Genomic DNA, 26,098 nt, shown 5'->3' with positions numbered 1-26,098 from the left:
TATACTACAAGAATAGATGGAATGAGAGTGAAAGACTAAAAATCTTCTTCGGCATTAAACATAGCTTCATACCCCGCATCTCTAATCGCTTCCACAATGGCTTTAGTGCTTGTCGCACTAGAAAACTTAACAAGAACCTTTTTCTTAGCAACGCTCACATCCACATGGCTTACACCATCTAAATCGCCTATATAACTTTCTAATCTCTCTATACAACTTCCACTAGTGATGGTAGGAACAAAGAAACTTGCTTTCATAACACTCTCCTTATTAGGGTTTACAACACTTCATCAAATAAAATTACTCAAAACTCAATAAACTTCCTGCCCTGCATCTAACAACGCTTCTTTAATCGCATTTTCAGTTGCTGGTGCGTCAAACTCTACGCTCACGCTTTTTTCTTCAATGCTTACATCAATCAAGCTCACGCCTTCAATTTCACCCACAAACTTCTCAATCTTATCCACACAATGGTTGCAAGTAATGCTTGGCACTTGAAAAGTAACTTTTGAACTCATTTAACTATCCTTAATTTTAAATGTTCTTAGCCTTTGGGCGTTTAAGACCACGCTTACAGAGCTTAAACTCATCGCTAAACTCGCTAACATGGGGTTTAGCATAATGCCTAGTTTGTAAGCGACCCCACAAGCTAAGGGGATAAACACACTATTATAGCAAAAAGCCCAAAACAAATTTTCTTTGATATTTTTTATAGTCGCTTGACTTAGCCTAATCGCACTATAAACAGATTTAATATCGTTGTTAAAACTCACAATATCAGCGCTTTGAATACTCGCTTCACTTCCCTTTGCCATAACAACTGCTACATCACTCAAGGCAAGGCTTGGAGCGTCATTCAAGCCATCGCCTACCATCATAACAATTTCGCCTTTTTCTTTAAGCTCTTTTATGGTGTTGAGTTTGTCATCTGGCTTTGCGTTAGCCTTATAGCTGTCTAGACCTAAATCTAGGGCACATTTTTTGACATTCTCTTCGTTATCTCCGCTTAAAAGCATGGTCTTTATGCCTAAGTTTTTAATGCTTGCTAAATGCTCTTTGACCCCCACTTTAGGCAAATCTTCTAAAACAAATGCCCCTAAAAGCTCATCTTCATTTTCGCTAATAACTCTACCTACAAAAACTAAAATCCCACTTTCTGTAATTTCTAGGGTATTATGAGCTTTAAAGAACTCACTATTACCCACTTTTATTATCTCTTGAACGCCCTTATAGTCTGCTTTTGCACTGATACCAAAACCGGTTTTTACCTTGACTTCTTGAATCTCTTTTAAAAGGGCGTTATGGCTTTTAGCATATTCTACAATACCCTTAGCAATCACATGTTCGCTACTACTCTCAATGCTTAAAGCTAAGCTTAATAAATCTTGTAATTCTATGTTTGGGTTTAAAATAACTTCTTTGACTATGGGCTTGCCATTAGTGAGCGTGCCGGTTTTATCAAATACGATAGTGCTAACTAGGCGCACCTTTTCTAAGCTTGGGGCGTTTTTAAAAAATAATCCTAAGCTACTAGCTTTTTGATTAGCTACTAAAATACTCATAGGGGTTGCTAAGCCTAAAGCACATGGGCAAGAAATCACAAGAACGGCGATAAACACATCTAAAGCAATACCAAAATTCCACCAAAAATCAGGCTTTGGTGCGATAAAGAGCCACACGATAAAAGCAAGGCTTGCAATCGCTATAACACTTGGCACAAACACGCTTGAAACCTTATCCGCTAGGCGAGAAATCTCTGCTTTAGAATTTTGAGCGTTATTGATAAGTTCTATGATTTTAGATAGGGTGCTGTTTTTATTAGAATGCGTGGCTTTGATTAAAAAGCTAGTGGTGCTATTAAGAGTGCCTGAAAAGACTTTATCACTGACTTTTTTATAAATAGGTAAGGCTTCGCCTGTAAGCATACTCTCATCTAATTCGCCTTCACCCTCTATGATTTCGCCATCTATGGGAATATGACTACCGGGCAAAATCTTTAAAATATCGCCCACTTCTATACTATCTATTAAGACTTCTACTTGATTGTTATTTTCTATTTTTAACGCCGTTTTTGGGGCATTTTTCATCAAGGCTTGCATAGCATCTAGGGCTTTATCTTTAGAAATGTTTTCAATGCGTTTGCCAATCATCACAAACATTAAAATCACGCACACGCTTTCAAAATAATAATGCGTTTCATTGAGATTTTGTTGGTATGCAAGATATAGGCTATACAAGCTGTATAAAAACGCAGAGCTTGTCCCTATAGCTATAAGACTACTCATATTAGGTTGTTTATGCCATAGGGCTTTAAAGCCTTGAATGAAAAAATCCCTTCCAAAATGCATGACAATGAGTGTGCCTACAAGTTGTAAACATGCGTTTAAAAAATTGCTATGATTATCGCTTGTAAGCAAATGGCTAGGTAAAAGGCTAGGCAGTAGCATAGCTCCCATAGAGAGATACAAAACAAAAAGCGTAAAAATTATAGTTCCTAGTAGCTTTGTAGTGGGGCTTAAAAATTCTTTTTTGGAATTTGATGCTAAGGTCTTTTTGGGGCTATAGCCTAGTTTTTCTACAAGTTTAAAAATTTCTTCTAAAGAGCTTTTTTTTTCATCAAAAGTAACGCTTGCACTTTTGCTTAAGAGATTAACTTCTATTTTTTCGATAAAGCTTTTACGCCCCAAAGAGCGTTCAATTCCGCTAGAACAAGCTGTACAAGTCATGCCCTCTATGTAAAAGGTCTCTTTCTTCATGCCTAATCCTTTTTGATATTATACCTCTATGCTGTGCGTTTAAAAATAATCTTTACCATTAAATAAATCCAACGCAAAATTCCATAGAGCAAATAACTCATCATAAATGTGCTTAACACTTCCAAAGGACGCACAAAAACGAGCAATAAAAAAATCAGCACTAAAATAAAAAGCTTGAGATTCCATTTGATTTTTTTAAAATTTGGGTAGCGGATATTACTCACCATAAGCACTCCTAGTAAGACAATGTAGGCTAAGAAAAACTTTACCCACAACTCTTCTAAAAAATGGTACTTATTATCTAGTAATACTCCAAGCACCACTAACACCGCTGCTGCAGGAATAGGAATGCCTATGAAAGAGTAGGGGTCGCTTGTATTGGTGCTAATGTTAAATCGTGCAAGGCGTATGGCTCCAAAAATGACAAACAATGCACTCACAGCCATACCGATGCGTCCAAAGCTATGCCCCATGTAAAAGTAGGCAATCATGCTAGGGGCTACCCCAAAAGCGACCACATCAGCTAAAGAATCAAACTCTACGCCAAACTTGCTCGTGGTATTCGTAAGCCTTGCTACACGCCCATCAAGCCCATCTAAAATAAGGCTTGCAACAACAAGCCAACACGCCATAACAAATTCTTGATTTGATGCATAAAACATGCTCATCACACCCAAAAAAATACTGCTCGCTGTGAAGAGATTAGGAAAGAGATAAAGGGGTTTAATAGGCATTTATAGACTCTTTTTAAAGGGGTTTGCTTGATTTTTTAGAACGCAAATAAAAATTGTTCTAAAATAGATTACAGAAAATTTTTCAGCCATCATACAAGTCTTAAAGACTTCAGAAAACAAAAGCATTAAAGCTAAAGTTTTATTATTAATTTTATAAGCATAGGATTTTAGAAAATCAAATAACAAGGCGAGAGAATTTTTAGGATAGGCTTTAAAACCTTTAGCCTTAAAAATCCGCTTCAATACCCGCACTTTTAACTCGCTTGTTCTTCTAAAGGAACTAAACGGCTTTCTAGATTATTCGCTACTTCGTATTCGCTGATAATTTCTCTAACCCTTTCACCCGTAATGACTTCTTTGTCAAACAACTCTTCTACCATGATTTCAATTGCATCTCTATAGTCGCTCAAGGTTTGCTTGACATGGTTGTAGCGTTCATCTAAGAGATTTTTAATGAAATTATCCATATCTTCTGCAGTTTTTTCACTAAATTCTCTAGCACTTCCATAGCCACCCCCTAAAAAGGCGTTGCGTTGTTTTTCTAGCACCATAAGCCCACTCACGCTACTCATACCATAGTAACTTACCATGCCTTTGATAATATCAGTAGCTCTTTCTAAGTCATTGCTCGCACCGGTAGAAATCTCTTCTAAAAACACATCTTCTGCTGCACGCCCACCTAAAAGCACATCAATTTCAGCAATCAACTCATGCTTTTGCATTAAGTATTTGTTTTCTTCAGGCGTGTTAAGGGTATAGCCTAAAGCTGCCATGCCCCTTGGAATGATAGAGACTTTATTCACTCTCGCACTCCCCTTAGTCATTTCAGAAATCACGGCATGTCCACTCTCATGGTAGGCGACAATTTTCTTTTCTTTAGGGCTGATTCTTCTACTTTTCTTTTCTAACCCTGCAATACCCCTTTCAACCGCTTCTTTCAGGTGTTTTTGCTTGACTTCTTTTTGATTGTTCCTTCCAGCTAGTAAAGCGGCTTCATTGATGATATTAGCTAAATCCGCTCCAGCTAAGCCTGCGGTAAGCTTTGCGATTTCTTGTAAATCTACATCATTAGCAAGTTTTACGCCCTTGATATGCACTTTTAAAATTTCCACTCTACCATTAAAATCAGGCTTATCTACTAAAACTTGTCTGTCAAAGCGACCGGGTCTTAAAAGGGCGGGGTCTAAAATCTCAGGGCGATTTGTTGCAGCTAGAACAATTACAGGGGCGCTCTCACTCCCAAAACCATCCATTTCGGCTAAGAGCTGGTTCAAAGTTTGCTCTCTTTCATCGTTTCCGCTCACCATTCCCCCTGCAGCTCTACTCTTACCTATGGCATCAATTTCATCAATAAAGATAATGCTAGGGGCTTGTTTTTTAGCGATTTCAAATAAATCTCTTACTCTACTAGCTCCAAGACCTACAAACATTTCTATAAAACTACTACCCCCCATGGAGAAAAACGGCACATGGGCTTCGCCTGCCACAGCTTTTGCTAAAAGGGTTTTACCCGTTCCTGGAGGCCCCACTAAAAGCACACCTTTAGGAATTTTTGCCCCTAAATTTGCATAGCGTTCAGGGTATTTTAAAAAGTCTACAATTTCTACAACTTCTTCTTTGGCTTCTTCATTACCTGCCATATCATTAAAACGCACTCTAGGTTTTTCAGCATTAATGAGTTTTTTCGCACTTCCCATGCCAAAAATACCCCCACCCATACTCTTTTGCATGCGATTTGCCATAAATACCCATAGCCCTAAAATCACCAAAATAGGCATGAGCCATCCTAACATGTCGGTAAAAAAGTTTGATTCGCTAAAGCCTGAGTAGTTGATTTTTTTCTCATCTAAAAGCGGAACAAGGGTTAAATCAGGCACTCGTTTGGCAATATAAATAATGCGGATGTTACCTTCTTTATGACTTGCTTTAATGAGAGTTTGTCCGATACTGACATTTTCTACTTCGTTATTGCTGATGAGTTGCTTGATTTCATGGTAGCTTACATTTCTAGTGCTAGAAGAGAGAAAGTTATCTGAAAAGCCACCATCAGAGTTGAAAGAGCGTAGGAAAAATATGAGTAAAATACCTCCGATAATAGCAAGAATGGTAGGGTTTTGAAAAAAAGGTTTTCTAGGTTCGTTAGTTGGTTTCATGATAATCCTTAATTTGTTAGTTATTTTTAAGCAATTTTAGGGCAACCCATTCATTACGCTTTTGTTGTTCTAAAATTTCAAAGTCATGATAGACCTGTAACACAGAGTTTAAATGGGTTTCTAAAATTCCTGATAAAATAAGCGTATGGTTACAAAGCCGCACAAATTCGCTATGCAAGCTTTTAATCACATCAGCGACAATATTAGCTACGACAATATCAAAGACCCCTTCAACGCTTTGGGTAGAGCCGTGAATAACTCTATCATGTTTGGTTAGTTTGATGTCGTTTAAATCAAAATTTTTGAGAGTTTCTTCAACAGCGAGTGCGTCCGTATCACAAGCGATTAAGGTATTAGCACCCTGTTTTTTTGAAGCAATGCTTAAAATCCCGCTTCCACACCCTACATCTAGGACTCTTTTATGCTCTAAATCAAGGTTAGAAAGTAGTTCTAGGCACATAGAAGTGCTTTCATGATGGCCTGAACCAAAGGCTAGGGCTGGGTCAATCATAAGGCTACAATCTGTGGTAATCTCACTTGGCTTACTATGCCAGCTAGGATATACATAAAACTTTCCACAATATACCGGCATGACACTTTGCTGATAAGTTTCTAGCCAGTCTTTTGAGGCTAGGGTGCGTGAAAGGTAGAAAAAATCAAATTTGCTTTTAAGAGTCTGTTCTAAGCTGAGACAAAAATTTTTTAAAGCTGGTATGAGCGAGTCGCTCAAATCATTTTCAGAGCGTAAAACAATGAAAGTCTTAAGATTAGGGATTTTTTCTTTTAGATGGTTTAAATGGCTATGAGAGATAAAATGATGCCACTTGGCTTGGCTCAAAAACTCAATGGTTGTCTTATCGCCAAATGCCCTTAAACTTTCTAAACTTGATTCCTCTAGGGCTGAATGGGTGGTATCTAAAAGAAAGCTTTCAAAAACCTCTTTTTCTTTAGGAAAAATGAAGAAAGTTTCAAAATACATTGGCTCTAACACTCAGTCATTTGTCCCCAAAACCACTTCTAATTTTTCTTTGAGAACTTGGGGCGTAAAGGGTTTTACAATGTAGTTATTCACTCCAGCTTTCAAAGCGGTAATTACTTCGGCTTTTCCGCCTTCTGTGGTAATCATAATGATAGGAATCTCTTTAAATCTATCATCAGCACGCACTTTTTTAACCAAATCTAAACCATTCATCTCTGGCATGTTCCAGTCTGTGATAAGAACCTTAGTATCCGCATTAGCATCCAGTTTTTCCCAAGCTTCTACGCCATGCTCAGCTTCCAAAATATCTTCATAGCCTAAGCGTGAAAGTGTATTCTTAATAATTCGTCTCATAGTTGAGCTATCATCTACTACTAGTAGTTTCAAGGCACTTCTCCTTAAGGTTGCATTTTGAATCAGGCTTTGATAAGCCAAAGCGTTCCTAATGCTTAATAATGATAAATTTGTTTTAAATAATAGCATGTTTTGATTAAAAATGCCTTGACTAACATTAGTACTCAATTAGAATCCTTTATTTGTAAAAGGATTTAGTTTGTTTGCTATGATAATGATTCATATGGTTAAAGGATAATTGAGGCACCCCTAATCTTTCAAGTGTTACAAAGGGTTATTGTATGGTTTGGAAAAAAGAAAAACAAGGATTTTACAAATGGGCGTGTTATTTAAAAGCTTTAATGCTAGGTATAAGTTTTTTCAATATTTCAAAGAATTTAGATGCTAAGAATTTGAGCTATATGTCTTCTTCCTATCAAGTGGGCATGGTTTTTATGCGTCCCTTGAATGAAAACAAGCTTTTACAAGGGGCTTCCATTTTACAAGGTTATGAAGTAAATCCCAAAAACGATTGGGTGTATTCTAGGTATTATGTTTTTGTGGATTATGGCAATGTGCTTTTTAATAAAGATTCTACCTTGCAGGCTAATATGTTCACTTATGGGGTTGGGGGAGATTTGATGGTGAGTTATACTAAAAGCCCTATTAATCGTTGGACTTTTTTCTTTGGTTTGCAACTAGCGGCTAACACATGGTTACTCAATCACAAGGTAAAAGATTTGGTTGTAAACACTTGGAATTCCTTGAAAGACTTTAATTTTAATAACACTTATTTTAGAGCTATTGGAAAGTTTGGAGTGCAATTTCGCACGATTGTTTTATACCATAACGTAGATGTGGAAATAGGCATGAAAATTTTTCTAATCCCTGAAAGGCGTAGTCTTTTTGAAAGAAGTTTTTTGTTTTTTGTTTCACATGCTTGGCATTTTTAGGTAGGGTTACTATGGCGGAGAGAGAGGGATTCGAACCCTCGAAAGCTTGCACCTTACACGCGTTCCAGGCGTGCTCCTTCAACCACTCGGACATCTCCCCTTCTAGACAAAGGGGGCTATTATAACTAAGATTTGTTTAAAAAGGGCTTATTTTAAAAGAAGTAAATCTTTAGAAATAACACCATCAATTTGAGCGTTAGCACAAATTTGCCATAACTTTGTATTGTCTAAATCCATAGAAAACAAAATCTTGCTATCTAGCAAGTAATTAGTGGCATGCTGTTGAGCGACAATGGCTTGCTCAATATTGCTAAAGATACAATATTGCGGTTTAAAGGCTGTGAATAAAAAAAATGTGTCGGTTTCTAGGCGTGCTTTGTGTGATGAAAAGACTACGCTAAAATTCACACCGTTTTCAAAGCAATATTTAGCCAATTCTAAATTTTCTTTGCAAACCTCAAAATAAACGATGTTGTTATTAGTGGTAGAATGAATACCGCTAATATTCTTGATGTAAACAAAATTAACATAAGCGATTAAAGGGTGTCCTAAGATAAGCATGTTTATCCTTTTAAAAAAATTATCCTTTTTATGGGGTAGTATCTAGGGTAGAATATATTCTTTTAGAATATTTGCATTAAAAATAGAGCATTACCCCTTATCATTCAAACAAGTTTCACTACAATAAGCTATCGCTCCGCTATAAATGGCATCCTTGCTAGAGACATAAGTTTGGCATTTAGAACAGACAATCATTTTTTCTTCTAATTCTTTAGGCTCTTGTTCTCTATCATTGAAAGTATTTTTAAAAACAGATTTTTTAAAAAACAAACGCCATATAATCCATGCAATAACAAGAAGGGCTAAAATTCTTAACATAAACTTTCCTTTGATTTGTAAAAATAAATGCGTTTTTCATAAATAAAACATTCAGTGTCCTTGTAAGCAATCTCATCTTTTAGTTGTTCGCCTTTGTAGAATAAAAAATACCCCTTATTTTCAAGCAAATGTTGGCTTTTTTCTATCAGAAAAGAAGAGCTTGCGACCGCTCTAGATGTGATTAAATCTACTTTTAGGGGATTTTTATAATCTTCTAAACGCTTTTTAATAATTTCAATATTTTTTAAGGGTAAAACGCTTTTAAGATAGTTTAAAAAGGCTACTCTTTTAACTCTAGGTTCTAAAAGAATGAATTGTGTATTAGGTCTTTCTAGGGCTAAAGGAATAGCAGGTAAGCCTGCCCCACTTCCTATATCTAAGCAAGTCTTAAAATCTTTGATAAATTCTAAGGGTTTGAGAGCGTCTAAAATTTGGGGTTCTAACTCGCTTAAATTTCTTGCCCCACTTAAATTATGCGTTTTATTCCATTCCAAAAGAATGTTGGCGTAGTCTTGCAATAAAGGGTTCATAAAATCAGCATTCCATCGCCATAGGAATAAAAGCGATACTTATTTTCTATAGCTATAGAATAGATTTCTTTGGCTTTTTCTAAGCCTATCAAGGCACTTACAAGCATTAAAAGGCTGGATTTTGGCAAGTGAAAATTAGTGAGTAAGTAATTCACATGCTTAATAGGGTTAGCTAAATGCAAGAAAATATCGCATTCAAAAGTCTCTTGTTTGGGGTCTTCTAAGCGTTTGAAATATTCCACGCTTCTTAAAGCAGTCGTGCCGATACATAAAATCTCTTTTTCTTCTTGTAAAATCTTTTGACTCTCTTTGGAAATTTGTAAAATTTCTGTATGGATTTTATGCTCTCTAATATCTTTAGTTTCTACATTTACAAAAGTTCCAGCCCCAACATGCAAGGTTAAAAAAGTGTGCTTGAAGTTTTTTTGCAAAGTTTCTAAGCAGTTTTTGGAAAAATGTAATGACGCCGTAGGGGCAGCAATCGCTCCAGAATGTTTAGCAAACACGCTCTGGTATTCATTCAAATCCAAACTTTCATCAGCCCTTTTAATATAGGGGGGTAGGGGCATATGCCCATGTTGTTCTAAAAGCCTTAAGATACTAGCTTCTTTTAAAGGGTTTTTATTTTCATAAAAAGCGATTAAGCGTTGTCCGTTATTAAGTAATTCTAAGACTTCAGCGTAGTTGTTTGAATCAAAAAAGATTTTAGTGCCTGCTTTGACTTTACCCTTAATTTGAGTTAGAGCGATATTGTCTTTAAGAAAGCGGTGGAAAAACACTTCGGTAGTTCTTGAATGAGAAAAGGTGTGTTTAGAGCCAAAAATTCTAGCTTTAATCACTTTAGTGTCATTTAATACAACAAGAGCGTTTTTAGGGAAAAAGTCTAAGACATGCTCAAAAGTGGTGTGCGTAATTTTTTGCGAATGCCTTTCATATACGAGCAATTTAGCCTTTTCTTTAGGCAGAATGGGGTAGTTTGCAATCAACTCTTTAGGCAAGTTATAATCATAGCTTTCTAAATCAAATTCTCTCAATTATCACTCGCTTTTTTCTTCATTTTCTTCAATGTCATGCTCTTCATCTTTTGGGGCAGGATTGACAAATTTTGCAATCAAAATAGAAAGTCCATAAAGCCCAACTAGTGGCAATGCCATAAAGATTTGACTCACCACATCAGGGGGAGTGATAATAGCTGCTACAATGAAAATCACTACGATAGCGTATTTAAAATACGCTTTCAAACTCGCATCAGTAATCAAGCCTACTTTAGCCAAGAAATACGCCAAAACGGGCAATTCAAACGCTACGCCAAAACCTAAAATCAGGCGGGTAAAAAAGCTCACATAACTAGATGCAGAAATATTAGCAGCAAATACATCGCTTCCAAAAGTAGCTAAGTATTCAATGACAAAAGGAAATACCACATAGTAGGAAAAACTAGCTCCGATTAAAAACATAGCACTTCCAAAAAACACGAAAGGCAGAATCACTTTTTTTTCATTTTTATAAAGCCCTGGAGCGATAAAGAGCCATAATTGCCAAAAAATAATGGGCATAGAAATGACTATTGCGGCTGAAAAACTTATTTTAATCGCTACCATCACCCCTTCAATAGGAGAGAGCTGAATGAGTGTGCCTTGATAAGAGTCTTTGATAAATTCAAAAATATTTTTCCAAAAATGAAAACACCCTAAAAACGCTACTAAAAGCGTTCCTACAGAAATCATCAAACGCTTTCTTAAATCTTGTAAATGCGGCTTTAAATCTTCAAACATGCTCTTTTTCTTTATCGTGTTTTTCTGTATTGTTCCTAGTAACTAACTCTGTTTCTTTAAAAGACTCATCGCTTGAAACTTCTTCATTTAAGTTACTAAGAAGCTTGTCTTTTTCTAAGCTATATTCATAATCTTGCATTAAATCCTGAACGCTTTTAATCTCATTTTCCACACTCATTTTAGCGTCTTCTAACTCTTCAATCCTAACGCCTTTAGAAACGCCTTCAAGATTGTTTTCAAAGAGCTTTTGATATTCTAGGGTCTCTTTTTTTAATTCTTCAATATTGATTTCTTTATCTAAAGTGTCCTTAGCATCATTGAGCGTTTTTTTTACAGCACGAAAAAATTTCGCAATATCCACGATAGCTTGGGGGAATTTTTCTGGCCCTAAAAAAATAATCGCTACAATCACTACAACAAGGATTTCAAAAATGCCCATGCCAAACATGATTTGTATTTATACCTTATGAGAAATTTTTATTGTTATTGTAGTGTAATTTTCTTTCTAAACAAGATTAAAAAGTAAAAGTTTGAAGTTTGTTAGTCCTATAGTTCTAAAATTTTTATGCTAGAATGCCACTAATTATTTTTAACTTGCTTTATGGAGAGTAAGCGTATCTGGTGTATGCCTTGGGCTTCAAACCCATAGAGTGCCTAGATGTCTAGGTGCTGAGAAGTTCGATTCTTCTACTCTCTCGCCACAACTTTAAACCTTAGAATTGCAATGACTAGTTCTAATAACTCTATAATAAAACTAATAGATTTATGACTTTAGCAACTTTATTTAGTGGGATTGGAGCTATAGAATCATGTTTTAGAACGAATACAAGTAAAACATGGAATTATTTTAGAACATTATCATCAAAATGTCTGTTTTCTAGATGCAAGTTTTTATCAAAAAAAAGTGGATTTATTGGTTGGGGGTAGTCCGTGCCAGAGTTTTAGTTTGGTGGGGAAACAAAGGGGATTAGAAGATACAAGAGGCACGCTTTTTTATGAATACGCACGATTGATAAAAGAAATACAGCCTAAAGTTTTTATTTACGAGAATGTTAAAGGATTGTTAAGTCATAATCGTGGAGAGACTTTTAAGATTATGGAGCAAGTTTTTGATGCACTAGGATATACTAGATATAAAGCTGTTTTGAATGCTAAAGATTATGGAATACCTCAAAATAGAGAACGCTTATTTGTGGTAGGGTTTAGAAAGGATTTGGGGGTAAAAGATTTTTGTTTTCCTAAACCTATTCTCTTAACAACAAGCATGCAAGATTTTTTATTGGACAATGTGCAAGATAAGTATTATCTCAAACAAAAAGGCATTGACTTTGTTTGTGCATCAAAGAATTTAACTAAGCGATACACACAAGTGAATGGAAAAATCGCATTGTGTCAAAAGAAAAACCAGCAATACAACTGGCATGGTGATTTTATTCAAGAGAGTTTAGAAAAATATTTTCTTTCACAAAAAGTTAAAGACTATGTTTTATCAAGCGGCACAAAAGGGTTTTTCTCTAAACCTAAAGTGGATTTAAATATTGCTAGACCTTTGCTTACAACTATGCATAAAATGCATAGGGCTGGGGTAGATAATTATGTTAATACTCAAGGGCGTTTGAGAAAATTAACTCCAAGAGAGTGTTTGCGTTTAATGGGTTTTTGTGATAGTTTTAAAATTGTAGTCTCTGATACGGCTATGTATCAACAAGCAGGAAATTCCATTGTTGTAGATGTGCTAATCCATATCATGCAAGAAATTTTTAAGGCTTATCCTAAGTTAAAGGCACATAATGAGTGATTTAAGATTACATAATCAATCATTTAGAATATTAGATACCTTAGAATTTATTCCTTTAACAGATAGCTTTGTAAAAAATAAAATTGGCACTGGGCATGGGGAGGCTAAGTTGTATGTTGGCAATGAAAATGAACGCACTTATCATTTCTTTGGAGATTTTAAGAAACCTTTAAAGTGTTTCTTTATTAAAAAAGATTTCTTAAAATATTTAAAATTAGCCCAAAATGAATTTGAAAGCCCAGAGTAAAATTACCAAAACAAGAATGAAATGGGGAAGAAATTTTTATTACTCTTAGCTCAGTGTCAGCAATTTGATGAGACTTTTTTAGAATTTGAGCTTTATAGAGTAGGCGTTAAACCGCCGAGAGTTTATGCAAATTCTCCATCGCTTTATTATGACTTTATGCGTTCTGTTGGGTTAGCTAACATTTCTTATTTGTCTGTGCTTAAATTAGAGACAAATACAAAAGAAATTCTTTTTTATTTTAAAATATTTATAGACTACAATCCAGAGATTTTGTGCTATCAACACAATACTCCTAAAATAAAAATGCCTAAAAAACAAGTATCACTTACTCAAGCTAGAATGGGTCAAGGGGAATACCGCCATAAACTTTTATTAGAATGCCCGTTTTGTCCTTTTACAATGGTTAATGATGAGCATTTGTTGATTGCTTCACACATTAAGCCATGGATTAAATGTGATGATAAGGAAAAAATAGACCCTAAAAATGGAATTATTCTCACACCAACCTATGACAAATTATTTGATAGAGGCTTTATCTCATTTGATGAAAATAAAAGACTTTTACTCTCCCCTTGGCTTTCGCCTATGAATATAAAACGCCTAAACCTTAGTGAAAATGTTCGCTTACTGGCTCTCTCTTATCCACCCTATCAATGTTTAGCCGTTCTTTTTCATCATCGCTTGTGTCTTTATGATTAAACAGAGCGATTTTAAATTCAGAAATCTTTTTTCTCAAAGGCAAGCTTTGGTTGTTTTGAATATCTAGGGCTTGGGCTTTGTTTTTGACTTTAAGTTCTTGTAAATACTCGCTTTGTAAAGCCTTGTTTAAGTCCCACTCATCTTGTGGGGTTTTAATTTGTTCTAATGCTTTCTCTTCTTTTTCTAAAACTTGTAATTGAAGTTTGATATTGTCTAATTCCTTGAGCTTAGGCTCATTGACATACAAGTATTCTTCGCTCAATAAATGGTTATTCAACCTATAAGCAAACTCACTTCTTAGTTCATTAAAAAATTCTTTGCAATCCTCACGCCCCTTAAAACGCAGTCTCTTTCTTGTGAGCTGGTTAGTTTTATTGATGAAACAATGGATATGGGCATGGTCTTGATGAGAATGAGGCACAAGAGCGAATTTATATTCAGGCAATCTTACTTTTAAGCTCTCCCAAGTAGAGTATAAAAGCCCTTGCATAGTCTCTTCATCTGGCTTATTTTTGATAGAAAAGACTAAATGCATAGCCTCGTTATAATCCTTAGTTAAATCAAAGTCATTGAGCCAAGTCTCTAAAATAAATTGCTTATCACACTCTAAAAACATTTCATTGTAGGCTGTCTCGCTATTTTCTAAGGTATAACTTAGGGCATTTTCTAAATGGGAGCGTTTCATTTGCCCTATGTTTTTAATAAGCACAGGATTAGCATTCTTTGTGCCAACTAGATTAGATTTAATAGACTCTGAGTTAGAGCCAAATTGATTGAATTTAATCAACAATCTCTTATCAATTTTATCGCTATCACTAGGTCTAGGCTTTAACATATGCTCTAAAATATCATCTAAAAAAGACAAATCCATAGGGCGATTATCTAATTTAGCATCTCGTATAGCTCTATCTAGCATACAAGCCCTTTAAGACTTAACAACATCGCTAAATTTTTATCTAATTCGCACACTTTCAAGCTGACTTTATTCCCTTACTAAAAAGGCGTTTTAAAACGCCAAAATTTTATTCAAGCTAACGCTAATTTAAACCCTAGATTTTTGATTTTAAATCTAGCGATTTTTTAATTCTTTGTAGCATAGCACAAAGAATTAAAAAAGAGAACCAATCAAAAAAGGTGCAGGATAACACCAAGTGTCTACACACATATGGTTAAAACTTCGCATTCAAGGGACTTGGAGCTAGATTTTTAAAAAATAAGGGTTTTTGCTAACTTTTTGCCTAAAAAGTTTTTAAAAAGTGCTTTGACAGATAAGCTAAACTTTTAATCTAGCAAGAGAGAAAAAATTCATTCAAAAGCTTTAACCCCCTTACTATAAAAATTAAGAGCCAAGAACTTATTAGAAACACTATAAAAACTTAGAGATTTTTTTGCAAAAGAACTTGCAGTCAAAATTATTAAGAACTAATAGCCATATGGTGAGAACTTAGTAACCTATAGAATGAAACTTTATAGCACAAGCAAAGAACTTACAGCCCACTAATAAGAATTAGCAAGCTAAATACTATGAACTAACAAGCAAATAGTAAGAACTTGTAAGCAACAATTAGGGAACTAAGGGCTACACGATAAAAACTAAAAGCCACAAGTTAGAACCTAATGGATACAATAGATTGATAGTTCTTGCTTAAAAAACTTATGCTATATCTTCAAATGATTTTTTAGTTAAATTAACTTGAAACTGGGAAATTCTTAAAAGTCATTCTTTGGGCTTGCCAAGCTTTTTGGAATTTTTGCTTTAAAAAATCTTTCAAGGGGTTTCTACTTAGATGTGGTAGTGTTTAGGGTGGGGGTTGTAGTCCTCTTAGTTTTTAAAAACTTCAAAAAATATGGTTTTTAATCTTAATTTTAAAAATCAGTTGTTACCTGAAATTGATAAAAATTATTACTTTTTTGGTTAAAATAGCACCTTTAGTTTTTAAATTTTAGGGAGTTCTTAATGGAAGTGTTAATAGAAGAATCAACGGCGTTTACTCTGGCTTTGGTAGGGCTGTTTACGGGCATTACAGCGGGGTTTTTTGGTATTGGTGGGGGAGAGATTGTTGTTCCTAGTGCAATTTTTGCCCATTTTAGTTACAGCCATGCGGTGGGTATTTCACTCATGCAAATGCTCTTTTCATCGGTGGTAGGCTCTATCATCAATTACAAAAAGGGCTTATTGGATTTGAAAGAAGGCTCTTTTGCAGCTTTTGGGGGGTTAGTGGGGGCGGTTTTAGGGAGCTTAATCTTAAAAATTATTGATGATAAGATTTTAATGGCGGTGTTTGTCGTAGTGGTGTGCTACACTTTTATCAAATACGCTTTTAGCAGTTCCAAAAAAACGCCAGAGCATTTTGAGGAAGCACATTTTTCTATTCATGTTAATGAAGATATTTCTCAAACCTTAGAAAAAAAGCCCACGCTTCCTTTTTTACACATTGATAAAAGGCATGGGATTTTAATGCTCGCTGGCTTTGTTACAGGCATTTTTTCTATTCCGCTAGGTATGGGTGGGGGGATTTTGATGGTGCCGTTTTTAGGCTATTTTTTGAAATACGATTCTAAAAAAATCGTGCCTTTAGGACTCTTTTTTGTGGTGTTTGCTTCTCTATCTGGGGTTATCTCTCTCTATCATGGGGGGGTGCTGAATGATACAACCATTCAAGCGGGGGTTATTACAGGCATTGGAGCGTTTTTGGGCGTGGGTATTGGGATTAAGCTCATTGCTTTGGCTAATGAAAAGGTGCATAAGGTCTTGTTGCTTCTCATCTATGCTTTAAGCATTTTAGCCACTTTACACAAGCTCATTATGGGCTAAAGATTTTAATTTTGAAAAGAATGTAAGGGATTGTAAAAAATCAGTAATACTCTCTAAACTACAAACAGGATAACGAGACTTGGTGGGGGGCTGTTTTTGCATAGGGGTAGTTATCAATAAAGAGCGAAAACGCCTTAGACTTGCTAGGAAAAATCTTTTCTTTGAAAGTTTTTGCGTAAGTTTTTCTGACAAATAGCTTAAAAGCGTGCTTTTCAACAAAATTATGAGAGTGCTTAAGAATGTCTAAGCGTAAAAAGCACTTGTTTAGGGTGAATTTTGAAAGGTTTTTGACTTCTACTTGTAAGGAAAAGGCGTTGCTATAGCTTAGGGGGGTGGCATGTAAAATATGTGTTTCTATAGGATAAAGCATTTGAGTTAGGATAAAATTGAGTATAAAGGGCATGCCTAAAAATGCCCCTAAAAATCCGACTATCGCCGTATAAGAAGCGAAGCGGTTTCTTAAAAGCAAAGCTAGAAGGAGTAAGATGGCACAAAATAGCACTAAGACACTAGCTATTAAAACGCTTATTAAAGTCGCTTGACTTAAAAAGCCCTTAAAAGACTCTAAAAAAGCTTGGATAGAGGTGAGATAAGCCATGCGTTTTTAAGGCTCTTTGGAGTTGGAAATACTAGATTTAACCTTGCTCTTAGTGTCAATCCAAATATTAGGCACAGCCCCGCCTGGAGTTAGCATGATTTGAGCGTTATTATTGGTTTTTAAAGCTTCATTAAACTTGCCCTGCACTTCAATTTGGCGTAATTTTAAAAGTTTGTCGCTTAAACTCTGTGAAATGCTTAAATTAGCTTGAGATTTTGCCTTAGCTTCAATCACAATCGCATCAGCCACACCCTGAGCTTTAATTCTATTAGCGTCCGCTTCACCCTTAGCTAAAGCAGCTTGTTTTTGGGCTTCTTGTTTGGAGCGTTCCACTTCGTATTTCACTCTCTCTGATTCTTGGCGTGCGATTTGCACCTTTTCAATTTGCTCTTTAATCTTGGCGGGTAAGACAATCTCTCTTAATTGAATGGAGCTTAGTTCCACAGGGGTGTTAGGAAGCTTAGAGACTTCTTTGTTAATACCGCTATTGATAAGAGCGGCAATCTCATTGCGTTTAATGGGTAAATCTTCAGCCGGATAGCGCCCTACGACAGAGCGTACCACATCACGCACCACGGGATTGATGATTTTTTGCTCCCAAGATAAACCATAAGTAGCGATAGTTTGGGGGGTAGTTTGGGGGTTTAGGCGATATTGCACGGTAAGCTCAATAGAAACGGTTAAGCCTCTACTATCCATAACATTAATGGCATCGTTTCTAAAAATGCCTTGATTTTTACCGGCTACACCCATGTCTTCTGTGCGTGAGAAATTGATGTTTCTGATTCTGGTGTCTACGATGAGAATGTCTTGAATGATTGGCACAAAAAAATGGATTCCCGGCTGTAAGGGGGTGGATTCATATTTTCCAGCCGTGATTTTAATGCCGATTTCCCCTGAGCTAATGACTTCAAAAGGTTTGGCTAAATAGGCCAAAAACCCTAAAAGGGCGATAATGATTAGAGCTGATAGCTTTTTAGAGCTAAAAGAGCTAGGGGATGGGGGGGTGAAACGCCCTTTATCATTGGGCGTGGAATGGTTAGGGGGTCTTTGAGAGCTTTTCTTTTTGAGATGTTCGTTCAAATCAATTGGCATGACTATATCCTTTTTAATAGCGTTTATGATTTTTAGAATGGTGGTTTGATTTGTGGTGTTTTTTGAAAGAGTGTGTCCGCTCATGCTTATGGTGTGTTTTAGAATTGGCTCTACTAGGGCGTTTTTGCACCTTCTCTTTATTGGGGTGTAAAATCGCATGGATTTCTTCTTGGTTTAAGCCTATTTTGCTGGTCTCAAATTGCAAGCTTAAAAGCTTTAGAATCAATTGAGACGGCTCAAAAGTCTCTGTTAATTGCTCATAGAGACTTACAACTTTTTCAGACACCTTGGCGTTTTGTAAGGTCTTAATGATTTGATTTTCACCGATGGTAGGGATTTCAAAAAGCTCAATTTTTGAGCCGATTTCTTTTTGCATGCGTAAAAGCTCTTTGTATTCTAGGGGGGTTACTAGAGTGATAGCCATGCCTTTTTTACCCGCTCGTCCGGTTCTTCCGATACGATGGATATAACTCTCAGTATTTAGGGGTAGGTGGTAGTTAAACACATGGCTTACATCGCTAATATCTAGCCCACGGCTGGCTACATCAGTAGCCACTAACACATCAGCGGCATTCTTTTTGAATGCCATAATGGAAGTGCGGCGTTCTCTTTGCTCCATATCTCCATGCAAGGCGGTGCTTTTATAATTTTTAGAAACAAGAATCTTGTGCAATTCATTGGCTTCCTTCTTGGTGCGGGTGAATACAATGCTTTTTTTGGGAGATTGTGTGTCTAAAAGGCGCATAATAGCTTCTGCTCTCTCATGCTCATTAATCACATAAAAGCGTTGGGTGATGTCGGTATTAGTAATATTTGATGGGGCAATATGGATTTTGATAGGATTTTCTAAAATCTTATCCGCTAGTTTTTTAATCGGCTCTGGCATGGTGGCTGAAAAGAGTAAGATTTGAGCTTCGCTAGGAAGGTAATCAAAAATCTCTTCAATATCATCTAAAAAGCCCATATCTAGCATTTCATCGCTTTCATCTAACACGACTACTTTAGGCACAAATCTATGAATGCGTTCGTTTTTTAAATGGTCTAGTAGTCTTCCTGGCGTGGCTATCATTACTTGGGGATTTTTCTCAATGAACTCGCATTGTCTTTTGATACTCTGACCGCCATAGACGCACACCGTACGGGTTTTAGTGTGCTTACCTAGTTTAAAAATCTCATCACTAATTTGCATGGCTAATTCTCTGGTGGGCGTGATGATTAAGGCTTCTATGGTGTGGTTGTTTTTAAGGTTATTGATGATAGGGAGAGCAAAAGCGGCGGTTTTGCCTGTGCCAGTTTGTGCTTGTGCAACTACATCTCTGCCTTCTAAAACGGCTGGAATGGCCTTTTCTTGAATGGGGCTTGGGGAATTAAAACCGGCTTCATAAACGGATTTTAAGACTTGCGGTTTTAAACCTAAATCATTAAAACTTGGTTTATGGTAAGTGTCATCATCAATTTCTGTGGGGAGTTCGTCTAATAATCTATCAAAATCTTCTTCAATATTCTGTTGGTGCTGGTTGTTATGCATAAATCTCATGGGGGGTAACTACCTCAATTTGTTTTAGTCCATTGTTGAAACATCATTTAGAGTTATGGCATTATCATTAAAAGATAAAATTTTATGGTTGGAGTTAAGCTTCTAAAACTCGTTTCACGCTTTTTTGAGTATAGCATAAAAATGCATTCAATTAGGCTGATTTTTGTAAAATAAGCTCTAGGTTGTGCTAAAATGATTTTACAAACAACTTAGTATTTAGGGGTGGCTTGGTGTTTTTATTGAAGCGAATATTGTTGCTACTTGTTTTTCTACTAACTTTTCAAAAGTTATTAGCGGAAAAAATAGGTGATATAGCGAGTGTGGTGGGTGTAAGAGATAACCAGCTGATTGGCTATGGGCTTGTGATAGGTTTGAATGGCACAGGGGATAAATCTGGCTCAAAATTCACCATGCAATCTGTTTCAAACATGCTAGAGAGCGTGAATGTCAAAATTTCTGCTGATGATATTAAGTCTAAAAATGTCGCTGCGGTGATGATTACAGCGTCCTTACCCCCCTTTGCAAGACAGGGTGATAAAATTGATATTCAAATTTCTTCTATTGGGGATGCGAAGTCTATTCAGGGGGGGACTTTAGTGATGACCCCTTTAAATGCGGTAGATGGGAATATTTATGCCCTAGCTCAAGGGGTTATCACCTTGGGTAGTTCTACTAACTTGCTCTCAGCAAACATCATCAATGGGGCTACGATTGAGAGAGAAGTTTCGTATGATTTGTTTCATAAAAACGCTATGGTCTTAAGCTTGAAAAACCCTAATTTTAAAAATGCTATTCAAGTGCAAAACACCTTAAATAGGGTGTTTGGTAAGGGGGCGGCAAAGGCACTAGACCCAAAAACGATTAAGATAACCCGCCCAGAGCGTTTCTCTATGGTGGAGTTTCTAGCCTTAGTGCAAGAAATACCCATTGATTATAGTGCGAAAAATAAAATCATTGTAGATGAAAAATCCGCTACCATTGTTTCTGGGGTGGAGATTCTTGTGCATCCTATAGTGGTAACGAGCCAGGAAGTAACGCTTAAAATCACCAAAGAGCCTTTAGAAACTTCTAAAGATGTGCAAGATTTAGATAATAAGATGTCTTTGGATACTAAGAAAAATACCCTTAGTTCTAATGGGGGACAGATTACGATTGCAAGCGTGGTGAAGGCGTTGCAAAAAATTGGTGTGAGTGCTAAGGGGATTGTTTCAATTTTACAGGCTTTGAAAAAAAGCGGTGCAATTAGTGCAGAAATGGAGATACTATGATAAATAACCATAAAGCCATGCTAGAGCAATACAATATCGCTAAATTAGCGAGTGAAGAGAAATTGAATGCGTTAGCTAAACAAGGGGTTAAAAACGATAAATTACTCAAAGAGCAAACCGATTCTTTTGAAGCGTTGCTGCTCAAATTTATGCTTGATACAGCCATGAAAATGGATAACCCCTTGTATCCTAAAGCCCCGGGGAATGAAATTTATATGTCTATGTATAAAGATACGCTTGCTAAAGAATTGAGTGGGAATTTTGGCTATAGTGAAATGCTGTTTAATTTCTTAAAAGAGCAAGAAAAACAAAAGGTATGAAAAAATTCAAGCGTTTGAAACGCACCCATAAAACTTCTTCTTTGAAGGGGCTATTGAAAACTGAAAATAATGCGATTTTTTTGGAAAACTTTAAATCTAAAGAAAGTGAAGATTTGTTAGAAAATTTTTCAAACAAAAAAGACATGCAAGAGTTGCTAGAGCTTTTAAATCAATTCATTTTACAAAGCTACAAGGTAGAAAAAGAGTTTAAGGATTACAAAGCCCTTTATGAATGGGTGATAGAGATTTTACCGCAAGCCATTTGGGTGATGAATGAAAATGGGAGCTTTTTTTATAAAAATTCCTTAGCCAATCAAAGCCATGAGATTTTTAATAAGGCTAAATTAGAAGGCTTTAATGCAGAGATTGAGCATGAAAATAGAAGCTATTTAGTCCAGCAAAATAGTATTCAAGGCAAGCAAATTATTACTGCAACTGATATTAGCGTCCAAAAACGCCAAGAACGCCTAGCTTCTATGGGAAAAATCTCTGCTCATTTAGCCCATGAGATTAGAAATCCTGTGGGTTCTATCTCGCTTTTGGCTTCAGTGCTATTAAAGCATGCAAATGAAAAGACCAAGCCCATTGTTTTAGAATTGCAAAAAGCTTTGTGGCGGGTGGAAAGAATCATTAAGGCGACCTTGCTTTTTTCTAAAGGCATTCAGGCTAATCGCACCAAACAGAGTTTAAAGGTACTTGAAAAGGATTTGAAAGAAGTCTTGAATTGCTATACCTATTCTAAGGATATTGAATTTATTTTTAATTTCAGTGAAGTGGAAGGGTTTTTTGACTTTGATTTAATGGGGATTGTGTTACAGAATTTCTTGTATAATGCTATTGATGCGATTGAAGCCTTAGAAGAGAACGAACAGGGTCAAGTGAAAATTACAGCGTTTATCCAAAATGAGTTTATTGTGTTTACTATCATTGATGATGGTAAGGAAGTGGAGAATAAAAACGCTTTATTTGAGCCTTTTGAAACCACTAAGTTGAAGGGTAATGGATTAGGACTAGCCCTTTCTTTACAGGTGGTTAAAGCCCATGAAGGGAGCATTACGCTACTAGATGGGCCAGAAAAGACTTTTGAAATCAAGATTCTTAACGCCCCTTAGTTTTAAAAGATGAACCACTCTTTTATTAACTCTTTTTGTGTAGGATAGCAATAAGGTTTTTTATAGGAGTTATGTAAAAAACTTTAAATAAAGTTAAAAAGGATTTTTATGAAAACATTTGAAATTTTGAGACATTTGCAAGCGGATTCTATTGTGTTGTTTATGAAAGTGCATAACTTTCATTGGAATGTTAAAGGGCATGATTTCTACCATGTGCATAAAGCCACTGAAGAGATTTATGAAGAATTTGCCGAGATGTTTGATGATGTGGCTGAAAGGATTGTGCAATTGGGGCATCAGCCGGTGGTTACCTTATCTGAAGCCCTTAAACTAGCTTGCGTGAAGGAAGAGACTAGAACCAGTTTTCATTCTAAAGAAATTTTTGAAGAAATTTTAAAAGATTATGAGCATTTAGAAAAAGAATTTAAAAAACTCTCTAGTGTGGCTGAAAAAGACGGCGATAAAGTGAGCGTAGCTTATGCTGATGAGAAACTAGCCAAATTAGAAAAATCTATTTGGATGCTAAAAGCCCATTTAGGCTAGCAGAATGAGTAGTGAGCGATGAGAGATTATAGTAAGCTTGAAATTTTTGAAGGAAGCCCCTTAGACAAGTGGAATGACATTCTTTTTCATGCGAGTAGAAAACTCTCCAAAAAAGAGCTAGAGAGACTTTTGGAGCTTTTAGCTCTTTTGGAAACTTTTATAGAAGAAGAAGATTTAGAAGAGAAATTCAGATTTTTTGCTAACGCTTTGACTTGCAATGAAGAGTTGCAACAAAGGATAGAATCCAGAAAAACAGATATTGTGATTCAGTCTATGGCGAATATTCTTAGCGGTAATGAATAGGGTTATTCGCTATGGTTTGATATTTCTTTTTGTTTTAAGAGCGTTTGGACTTGATTATGGAATAGACAAAACGCTAGAATTAAAAAAAGATGAAGTGTTTAAGGCAGTCGTTGAAGACACTTCAAGCCATCAAGCAAAAGAAGTCATGCTGTATTGGACTCTATATAAAAATAAAGGTTTAGTGGTCATTATGCATTTTAATGGTTTTCCCCATCAGTTTGTTTTATACACTGATTATGCAAGAAACACTTATAATCTCAAGGTTTTTGAAGAGAATTTTGCTCTAGAGAGCCATTTGTCGCTTGTTTTTAGAGATTTCAAAGAAGACAAGGCGATTTTAAGGCTTTTAGCACCCATGCCCCTTGCTTTTTCTTCAAAAGAACCTTAAGGAATGAGCATGCAAGAAAAAAGACTAAAAATGATTCAAGAAAGGATTGCTTCTTGGATTAAAGAGATAGAGAGTGGGTTTGTAGATAAGCTGTTTGGTGGAATGGGAGTTTCTAAAATGCTTCGTTCAAAGCTTATGTTAGCTTTACTAGATGAGAAAACAAGCACTATAGAGCTAGAGAAGGCACTTAATTTGTGTGCGATTGTAGAGATGATACAAAGCGCTTCTTTGTTGCATGATGATGTGATTGATAAGGCAACAACACGCCGAAAGCTCCCTAGCATTAACGCTCTTTTTGGCAACCTTAATGCGGTCATGCTTGGAGATGTGTTTTATTCTAAAGCCTTTTTTGAATTATCCAAAATGGGTGGATTAATCGCTCAAACACTTTCAAATGCGGTTTTAAGGCTCTCTAGGGGCGAAATTGAAGATGTGTTTATAGGAGAGCGTTTTAATTGCGATAGAGGAAAATATTGGCGTGTTTTGGAAGATAAAACCGCTCATTTCATAGAAGCGAGTTTGAAAAGCATGGCTCTCCTCTTGGGTAAAGATGAAAGGGTTTATGCAGGTTTTGGACTGAATTTTGGCATGGCGTTTCAAATCATTGATGATTTATTGGATATTACTCAAGATGCACAAACTTTGGGTAAGCCAAATTTTAGCGATTTTAAGGAAGGCAAGACCACCTTACCCTACTTGCTGTTGTATGAGAGATTGAAGCAAGATGAACAAGCCGTTTTAGTCTCGTATTTTAAAAAGGATAGTTTAGAAGCTATAGAGTGGACTAAAGAAAAGTTTGCTCAATATGGTATTGTGGAAGAGACTCTTAAGATAGCTAAAACCTATTCGCAAAAAGCCCTTGAAATGATTCAGGGAGAAAACAATCCAATTTTAGAAAAATTAGCACAAGATGTGATTTATAGGACTTTTTAATGGCGTTAGAAACTCATTCTTCAAAATATTTCACTCTGGCCTTTACGCATAAGCATATGAGTTTAGAAATGCGAGAAAAACTCGCCATTAACTCGCCTGTGGCTCTCAAAGAATTTTTACAAACCATTAAAAATAATTGCCCTAGTATCAAAGAGTGTATGGTGCTATCTACTTGCAATCGCTTTGAAATTTATACAAGCTTGAAGCCTAGTGCTAATGCTAATGAGCAAAAAATGGCGTTACTCAATATCCTAGCCCATACAAAAAAGATGAGTGTGGCTAGTTTAGAGAAGTGCGTTTTGATGGGGGTAGATGAGAGTGCAGTCCATCATGTATTATGTGTGTGTAGTAGTTTAGATAGCTTAGTGATTGGGGAAACTCAAATCACAGGGCAAATGAAAAACGCCTATAAATTCGCCTTTGAAGAGAAATTTTGCTCCAAGGATTTAACAAGGTTGCTCCATTTTGCTTTTAAATGTGCGGCTAAAGTGCGTAATCTTACCGGCATTTCTAAACAGGGGGTTTCGGTTTCTTCAGTGGCGGTAAAAGAAGCAGATGATATTTTTGAAAAAGAAAAGATTAAGGATAGAAAAGCGCTTGTGATAGGGCTTGGAGAGAGTGCACAATTAGTTATTAAGCACCTAGTAGCGAAACATTTTGAAGTGCTGGTTTTAGGGCGTAATGTGGCTAAATTTGAAGATTTTTCAAAAGAGTTAGAAGGGTATAGTAAAGTAGAATTTAAGACGATAGAGCATTTAGAAGCTTGTATTAATGAATACGCACTGCTTTTTTCGGCGACTTCTTCGCCCGCTTATGTGGTGCAAAATACGATGTTAAAAGAAACACCTTTCAAGCGTTTTTGGTTTGATTTAGCTGTGCCAAGAGATATTGAAAAGCCGATATTAAATAATATTTTTTTATACAGCGTAGATGATTTAGAGCCTATGGTGAGAGAGAATGTAGAAAATAGGCGTGAGAGTAGTTTTAAAGCTTATGAGATTGTAGGGCTTGCTACGATAGAATTTTATCAATGGATTCAAAGCTTAGCCGTAGAGCCTTTGATTAAAGAACTAAGAGAATTAGCCAGAATTTCAGCCCAAAAAGAATTGCAAAAAGCCATTAAAAAACGCTATGTGCCTAAAGAATATGAGAATAATATTGAAAAGATTTTACACAATGCGTTCAACACCTTTTTGCACCACCCTACCATTACTCTGAAAAAAAACGCTCAAAAAGAAGAATCTGATGTGCTTGTAGGCACGATTAAGAGCTTGTTTAATTTGGATAAGTTTAGTGTAGATAATGCTAAGAACTTGAATCTCTATAAATGCGAATACTATAAGGAATAAG

General features: G+C 36.0%; 29 protein-coding genes, 2 tRNA genes and 1 pseudogene. 14 read left to right on the top strand and 18 right to left on the bottom strand.

Features of this window, described 5'->3' with window-relative positions; all coding sequences use genetic code 11:
* Positions 1–35: 35 nt before the first annotated feature.
* The 7 genes from HCD_RS06395 to HCD_RS06360 all read right to left on the bottom strand — a co-directional run bounded on the left by HCD_RS06395 (position 36) and on the right by HCD_RS06360 (position 7,009).
* Positions 36–257, bottom strand: a complete 222-nt coding sequence (locus HCD_RS06395; protein WP_014659760.1) for a copper ion binding protein — start codon at positions 255–257, stop codon at positions 36–38.
* A 54-nt stretch (positions 258–311) separates the two neighbouring features.
* On the bottom strand, positions 312–518 hold the full coding sequence (copP, locus tag HCD_RS06390) for a copper-binding metallochaperone CopP (protein WP_014659759.1): 207 nt from the start codon (positions 516–518) through the stop codon (positions 312–314).
* Positions 519–2,756: a heavy metal translocating P-type ATPase gene (locus tag HCD_RS06385; protein ID WP_014659758.1), complete on the bottom strand. Its 2,238-nt coding sequence runs from the start codon at positions 2,754–2,756 to the stop codon at positions 519–521. It lies immediately after the preceding gene.
* A 26-nt stretch (positions 2,757–2,782) separates the two neighbouring features.
* Positions 2,783–3,490 carry a CDP-diacylglycerol--serine O-phosphatidyltransferase gene (pssA, locus tag HCD_RS06380; protein WP_014659757.1) on the bottom strand — a complete coding sequence of 236 codons (708 nt, stop codon included), beginning with the start codon at positions 3,488–3,490 and terminating at the stop codon, positions 2,783–2,785.
* Positions 3,491–3,744: 254 nt separating this feature from the next.
* Positions 3,745–5,643 (bottom strand): ATP-dependent zinc metalloprotease FtsH, encoded by a 1,899-nt coding sequence (gene ftsH / locus HCD_RS06370; RefSeq protein ID WP_014659755.1) that lies wholly within the window; start codon positions 5,641–5,643, stop codon positions 3,745–3,747.
* Positions 5,644–5,659: 16 nt separating this feature from the next.
* Complete coding sequence (prmA, locus tag HCD_RS06365) at positions 5,660–6,634, bottom strand: 50S ribosomal protein L11 methyltransferase (RefSeq protein WP_014659754.1); 975 nt, start codon at positions 6,632–6,634, stop codon at positions 5,660–5,662.
* On the bottom strand, positions 6,635–7,009 hold the full coding sequence (locus tag HCD_RS06360; RefSeq protein ID WP_014659753.1) for a chemotaxis response regulator CheY: 375 nt from the start codon (positions 7,007–7,009) through the stop codon (positions 6,635–6,637).
* A 248-nt stretch (positions 7,010–7,257) separates the two neighbouring features.
* Between HCD_RS06360 and HCD_RS06355 the strand changes: the two genes are divergently transcribed.
* Positions 7,258–7,908, top strand: coding sequence for an outer membrane protein (locus HCD_RS06355; RefSeq protein ID WP_014659752.1), 651 nt, complete (start codon positions 7,258–7,260; stop codon positions 7,906–7,908).
* Between the two features lie 12 nt (positions 7,909–7,920).
* On the opposite strand, the gene HCD_RS06350 is transcribed toward HCD_RS06355, so the two are convergent.
* The 7 genes from HCD_RS06350 to tatB all read right to left on the bottom strand — a co-directional run bounded on the left by HCD_RS06350 (position 7,921) and on the right by tatB (position 11,540).
* Positions 7,921–8,008 (bottom strand) — tRNA-Ser (locus tag HCD_RS06350).
* 47 nt (positions 8,009–8,055) lie between these two features.
* Positions 8,056–8,469 carry a hypothetical protein gene (locus HCD_RS06345; protein ID WP_014659751.1) on the bottom strand — a complete coding sequence of 138 codons (414 nt, stop codon included), beginning with the start codon at positions 8,467–8,469 and terminating at the stop codon, positions 8,056–8,058.
* 90 nt (positions 8,470–8,559) lie between these two features.
* The gene (locus tag HCD_RS06340; RefSeq protein ID WP_014659750.1) at positions 8,560–8,787 is read right to left on the bottom strand and encodes a PP0621 family protein; all 228 of its coding nucleotides are present in this window, start codon (positions 8,785–8,787) and stop codon (positions 8,560–8,562) included.
* The gene (gene rsmG / locus HCD_RS06335) at positions 8,781–9,317 is read right to left on the bottom strand and encodes a 16S rRNA (guanine(527)-N(7))-methyltransferase RsmG (protein WP_014659749.1); all 537 of its coding nucleotides are present in this window, start codon (positions 9,315–9,317) and stop codon (positions 8,781–8,783) included. The genes HCD_RS06340 and rsmG overlap by 7 nt, the downstream gene beginning before the upstream one ends.
* The gene (gene queA, locus HCD_RS06330; RefSeq protein ID WP_014659748.1) at positions 9,314–10,351 is read right to left on the bottom strand and encodes a tRNA preQ1(34) S-adenosylmethionine ribosyltransferase-isomerase QueA; all 1,038 of its coding nucleotides are present in this window, start codon (positions 10,349–10,351) and stop codon (positions 9,314–9,316) included. The genes rsmG and queA overlap by 4 nt, the downstream gene beginning before the upstream one ends.
* Before the next feature lie 3 nt (positions 10,352–10,354).
* Complete coding sequence (gene tatC, locus HCD_RS06325) at positions 10,355–11,092, bottom strand: twin-arginine translocase subunit TatC (RefSeq protein ID WP_014659747.1); 738 nt, start codon at positions 11,090–11,092, stop codon at positions 10,355–10,357.
* Positions 11,085–11,540, bottom strand: coding sequence for a Sec-independent protein translocase protein TatB (tatB, locus tag HCD_RS06320; protein ID WP_014659746.1), 456 nt, complete (start codon positions 11,538–11,540; stop codon positions 11,085–11,087). Before tatB ends, tatC begins: the two co-directional genes overlap by 8 nt.
* A 155-nt stretch (positions 11,541–11,695) precedes the next feature.
* Here tatB and HCD_RS09240 point away from each other — a divergent pair.
* From HCD_RS09240 to HCD_RS09765, 4 genes are all read left to right on the top strand, one after another.
* Positions 11,696–11,793 (top strand) — tRNA-Sec (locus HCD_RS09240).
* Positions 11,794–11,996: 203 nt separating this feature from the next.
* Positions 11,997–12,890, top strand: a complete 894-nt coding sequence (gene dcm, locus HCD_RS06315; protein ID WP_227624859.1) for a DNA (cytosine-5-)-methyltransferase — start codon at positions 11,997–11,999, stop codon at positions 12,888–12,890.
* Complete coding sequence (locus HCD_RS09135) at positions 12,883–13,137, top strand: hypothetical protein (RefSeq protein ID WP_014659591.1); 255 nt, start codon at positions 12,883–12,885, stop codon at positions 13,135–13,137. The genes dcm and HCD_RS09135 overlap by 8 nt, the downstream gene beginning before the upstream one ends.
* 21 nt (positions 13,138–13,158) lie before the next feature.
* Positions 13,159–13,836: an HNH endonuclease gene (locus HCD_RS09765; protein ID WP_144005858.1), complete on the top strand. Its 678-nt coding sequence runs from the start codon at positions 13,159–13,161 to the stop codon at positions 13,834–13,836.
* Here HCD_RS09765 and HCD_RS06305 read toward each other — a convergent pair.
* Positions 13,754–14,752: pseudogene (locus HCD_RS06305) on the bottom strand (relaxase/mobilization nuclease domain-containing protein); the annotation flags it as partial. The gene HCD_RS09765 and the pseudogene HCD_RS06305 overlap by 83 nt on opposite strands.
* A 1,053-nt stretch (positions 14,753–15,805) precedes the next feature.
* Between HCD_RS06305 and HCD_RS06300 the strand changes: the two are divergent.
* Positions 15,806–16,651, top strand: coding sequence for a sulfite exporter TauE/SafE family protein (locus HCD_RS06300; protein ID WP_041594929.1), 846 nt, complete (start codon positions 15,806–15,808; stop codon positions 16,649–16,651).
* A 58-nt stretch (positions 16,652–16,709) separates the two neighbouring features.
* Here the strand turns inward: HCD_RS06300 and HCD_RS06295 are convergent, their stop codons facing one another.
* From HCD_RS06295 to HCD_RS06285, 3 genes are read right to left on the bottom strand one after another with little or no spacing between them, the layout of a single operon-like run.
* Positions 16,710–17,249 carry a DUF2393 family protein gene (locus HCD_RS06295; RefSeq protein WP_014659741.1) on the bottom strand — a complete coding sequence of 180 codons (540 nt, stop codon included), beginning with the start codon at positions 17,247–17,249 and terminating at the stop codon, positions 16,710–16,712.
* A 6-nt stretch (positions 17,250–17,255) separates the two neighbouring features.
* Positions 17,256–18,344 carry a prohibitin family protein gene (locus HCD_RS06290; RefSeq protein ID WP_014659740.1) on the bottom strand — a complete coding sequence of 363 codons (1,089 nt, stop codon included), beginning with the start codon at positions 18,342–18,344 and terminating at the stop codon, positions 17,256–17,258.
* Positions 18,345–18,357: 13 nt separating this feature from the next.
* Entirely contained in the window at positions 18,358–19,872 is a 1,515-nt protein-coding gene (locus HCD_RS06285; RefSeq protein WP_050854965.1) for a DEAD/DEAH box helicase, read from the bottom strand.
* Between the two features lie 248 nt (positions 19,873–20,120).
* Between HCD_RS06285 and HCD_RS06280 the strand changes: the two genes are divergently transcribed.
* The 8 genes from HCD_RS06280 (at position 20,121) to hemA (ending at position 26,097) form a co-directional block, all read left to right on the top strand.
* The gene (locus tag HCD_RS06280; RefSeq protein WP_014659738.1) at positions 20,121–21,149 is read left to right on the top strand and encodes a flagellar basal body P-ring protein FlgI; all 1,029 of its coding nucleotides are present in this window, start codon (positions 20,121–20,123) and stop codon (positions 21,147–21,149) included.
* Positions 21,146–21,469 (top strand): hypothetical protein, encoded by a 324-nt coding sequence (locus HCD_RS06275; protein ID WP_014659737.1) that lies wholly within the window; start codon positions 21,146–21,148, stop codon positions 21,467–21,469. The genes HCD_RS06280 and HCD_RS06275 overlap by 4 nt, the downstream gene beginning before the upstream one ends.
* Entirely contained in the window at positions 21,466–22,581 is a 1,116-nt protein-coding gene (gene flgS, locus HCD_RS06270) for an acid survival sensor histidine kinase (protein WP_014659736.1), read from the top strand. The genes HCD_RS06275 and flgS overlap by 4 nt, the downstream gene beginning before the upstream one ends.
* A 108-nt stretch (positions 22,582–22,689) precedes the next feature.
* Positions 22,690–23,124: a DNA starvation/stationary phase protection protein gene (dps, locus tag HCD_RS06265; RefSeq protein ID WP_014659735.1), complete on the top strand. Its 435-nt coding sequence runs from the start codon at positions 22,690–22,692 to the stop codon at positions 23,122–23,124.
* Positions 23,125–23,142: 18 nt separating this feature from the next.
* On the top strand, positions 23,143–23,427 hold the full coding sequence (locus HCD_RS06260) for a DUF2018 family protein (RefSeq protein ID WP_014659734.1): 285 nt from the start codon (positions 23,143–23,145) through the stop codon (positions 23,425–23,427).
* The gene (locus tag HCD_RS06255; RefSeq protein WP_014659733.1) at positions 23,420–23,815 is read left to right on the top strand and encodes a hypothetical protein; all 396 of its coding nucleotides are present in this window, start codon (positions 23,420–23,422) and stop codon (positions 23,813–23,815) included. The genes HCD_RS06260 and HCD_RS06255 overlap by 8 nt, the downstream gene beginning before the upstream one ends.
* Positions 23,816–23,824: 9 nt before the next feature.
* Positions 23,825–24,748 (top strand): polyprenyl synthetase family protein, encoded by a 924-nt coding sequence (locus HCD_RS06250; RefSeq protein WP_014659732.1) that lies wholly within the window; start codon positions 23,825–23,827, stop codon positions 24,746–24,748.
* On the top strand, positions 24,748–26,097 hold the full coding sequence (hemA, locus tag HCD_RS06245; RefSeq protein ID WP_014659731.1) for a glutamyl-tRNA reductase: 1,350 nt from the start codon (positions 24,748–24,750) through the stop codon (positions 26,095–26,097). Before HCD_RS06250 ends, hemA begins: the two co-directional genes overlap by 1 nt.
* Position 26,098: the final 1 nt, after the last annotated feature.

This window comes from Helicobacter cetorum MIT 99-5656 (assembly GCF_000259275.1).
GTDB classification, from domain to species: Bacteria; Campylobacterota; Campylobacteria; order Campylobacterales; family Helicobacteraceae; genus Helicobacter; species Helicobacter cetorum.
The sequence above is the reverse complement of the archived record's forward strand: the minus strand, read 5'-3'. Positions and strand labels throughout refer to the sequence as shown.

Excerpts from the sequence above, each read along its gene's own strand:
- HCD_RS06295 (WP_014659741.1), bottom strand. The coding sequence starts at position 17,249 with ATGGCTTATCTCACCTCTATCCAAGCTTTTTTAGAGTCTTTTAAGGGC.
- HCD_RS06355 (WP_014659752.1), top strand. The coding sequence starts at position 7,258 with ATGGTTTGGAAAAAAGAAAAACAAGGATTTTACAAATGGGCGTGTTAT.
- HCD_RS09135 (WP_014659591.1), top strand. The coding sequence starts at position 12,883 with ATGAGTGATTTAAGATTACATAATCAATCATTTAGAATATTAGATACC.
- copP (WP_014659759.1), bottom strand. The coding sequence starts at position 518 with ATGAGTTCAAAAGTTACTTTTCAAGTGCCAAGCATTACTTGCAACCAT.
- HCD_RS06290 (WP_014659740.1), bottom strand. The coding sequence starts at position 18,344 with ATGCCAATTGATTTGAACGAACATCTCAAAAAGAAAAGCTCTCAAAGA.
- HCD_RS06250 (WP_014659732.1), top strand. The coding sequence starts at position 23,825 with ATGCAAGAAAAAAGACTAAAAATGATTCAAGAAAGGATTGCTTCTTGG.
- HCD_RS09765 (WP_144005858.1), top strand. The coding sequence starts at position 13,159 with ATGGGGAAGAAATTTTTATTACTCTTAGCTCAGTGTCAGCAATTTGAT.
- hemA (WP_014659731.1), top strand. The coding sequence starts at position 24,748 with ATGGCGTTAGAAACTCATTCTTCAAAATATTTCACTCTGGCCTTTACG.
- HCD_RS06340 (WP_014659750.1), bottom strand. The coding sequence starts at position 8,787 with ATGTTAAGAATTTTAGCCCTTCTTGTTATTGCATGGATTATATGGCGT.
- HCD_RS06285 (WP_050854965.1), bottom strand. The coding sequence starts at position 19,872 with ATGCATAACAACCAGCACCAACAGAATATTGAAGAAGATTTTGATAGA.
- flgS (WP_014659736.1), top strand. The coding sequence starts at position 21,466 with ATGAAAAAATTCAAGCGTTTGAAACGCACCCATAAAACTTCTTCTTTG.
- HCD_RS06385 (WP_014659758.1), bottom strand. The coding sequence starts at position 2,756 with ATGAAGAAAGAGACCTTTTACATAGAGGGCATGACTTGTACAGCTTGT.
- HCD_RS06345 (WP_014659751.1), bottom strand. The coding sequence starts at position 8,469 with ATGCTTATCTTAGGACACCCTTTAATCGCTTATGTTAATTTTGTTTAC.
- HCD_RS06255 (WP_014659733.1), top strand. The coding sequence starts at position 23,420 with ATGAATAGGGTTATTCGCTATGGTTTGATATTTCTTTTTGTTTTAAGA.
- rsmG (WP_014659749.1), bottom strand. The coding sequence starts at position 9,317 with ATGAACCCTTTATTGCAAGACTACGCCAACATTCTTTTGGAATGGAAT.
- tatB (WP_014659746.1), bottom strand. The coding sequence starts at position 11,540 with ATGTTTGGCATGGGCATTTTTGAAATCCTTGTTGTAGTGATTGTAGCG.
- dps (WP_014659735.1), top strand. The coding sequence starts at position 22,690 with ATGAAAACATTTGAAATTTTGAGACATTTGCAAGCGGATTCTATTGTG.
- ftsH (WP_014659755.1), bottom strand. The coding sequence starts at position 5,643 with ATGAAACCAACTAACGAACCTAGAAAACCTTTTTTTCAAAACCCTACC.
- tatC (WP_014659747.1), bottom strand. The coding sequence starts at position 11,092 with ATGTTTGAAGATTTAAAGCCGCATTTACAAGATTTAAGAAAGCGTTTG.
- pssA (WP_014659757.1), bottom strand. The coding sequence starts at position 3,490 with ATGCCTATTAAACCCCTTTATCTCTTTCCTAATCTCTTCACAGCGAGC.
- HCD_RS06275 (WP_014659737.1), top strand. The coding sequence starts at position 21,146 with ATGATAAATAACCATAAAGCCATGCTAGAGCAATACAATATCGCTAAA.
- HCD_RS06395 (WP_014659760.1), bottom strand. The coding sequence starts at position 257 with ATGAAAGCAAGTTTCTTTGTTCCTACCATCACTAGTGGAAGTTGTATA.
- HCD_RS06260 (WP_014659734.1), top strand. The coding sequence starts at position 23,143 with ATGAGAGATTATAGTAAGCTTGAAATTTTTGAAGGAAGCCCCTTAGAC.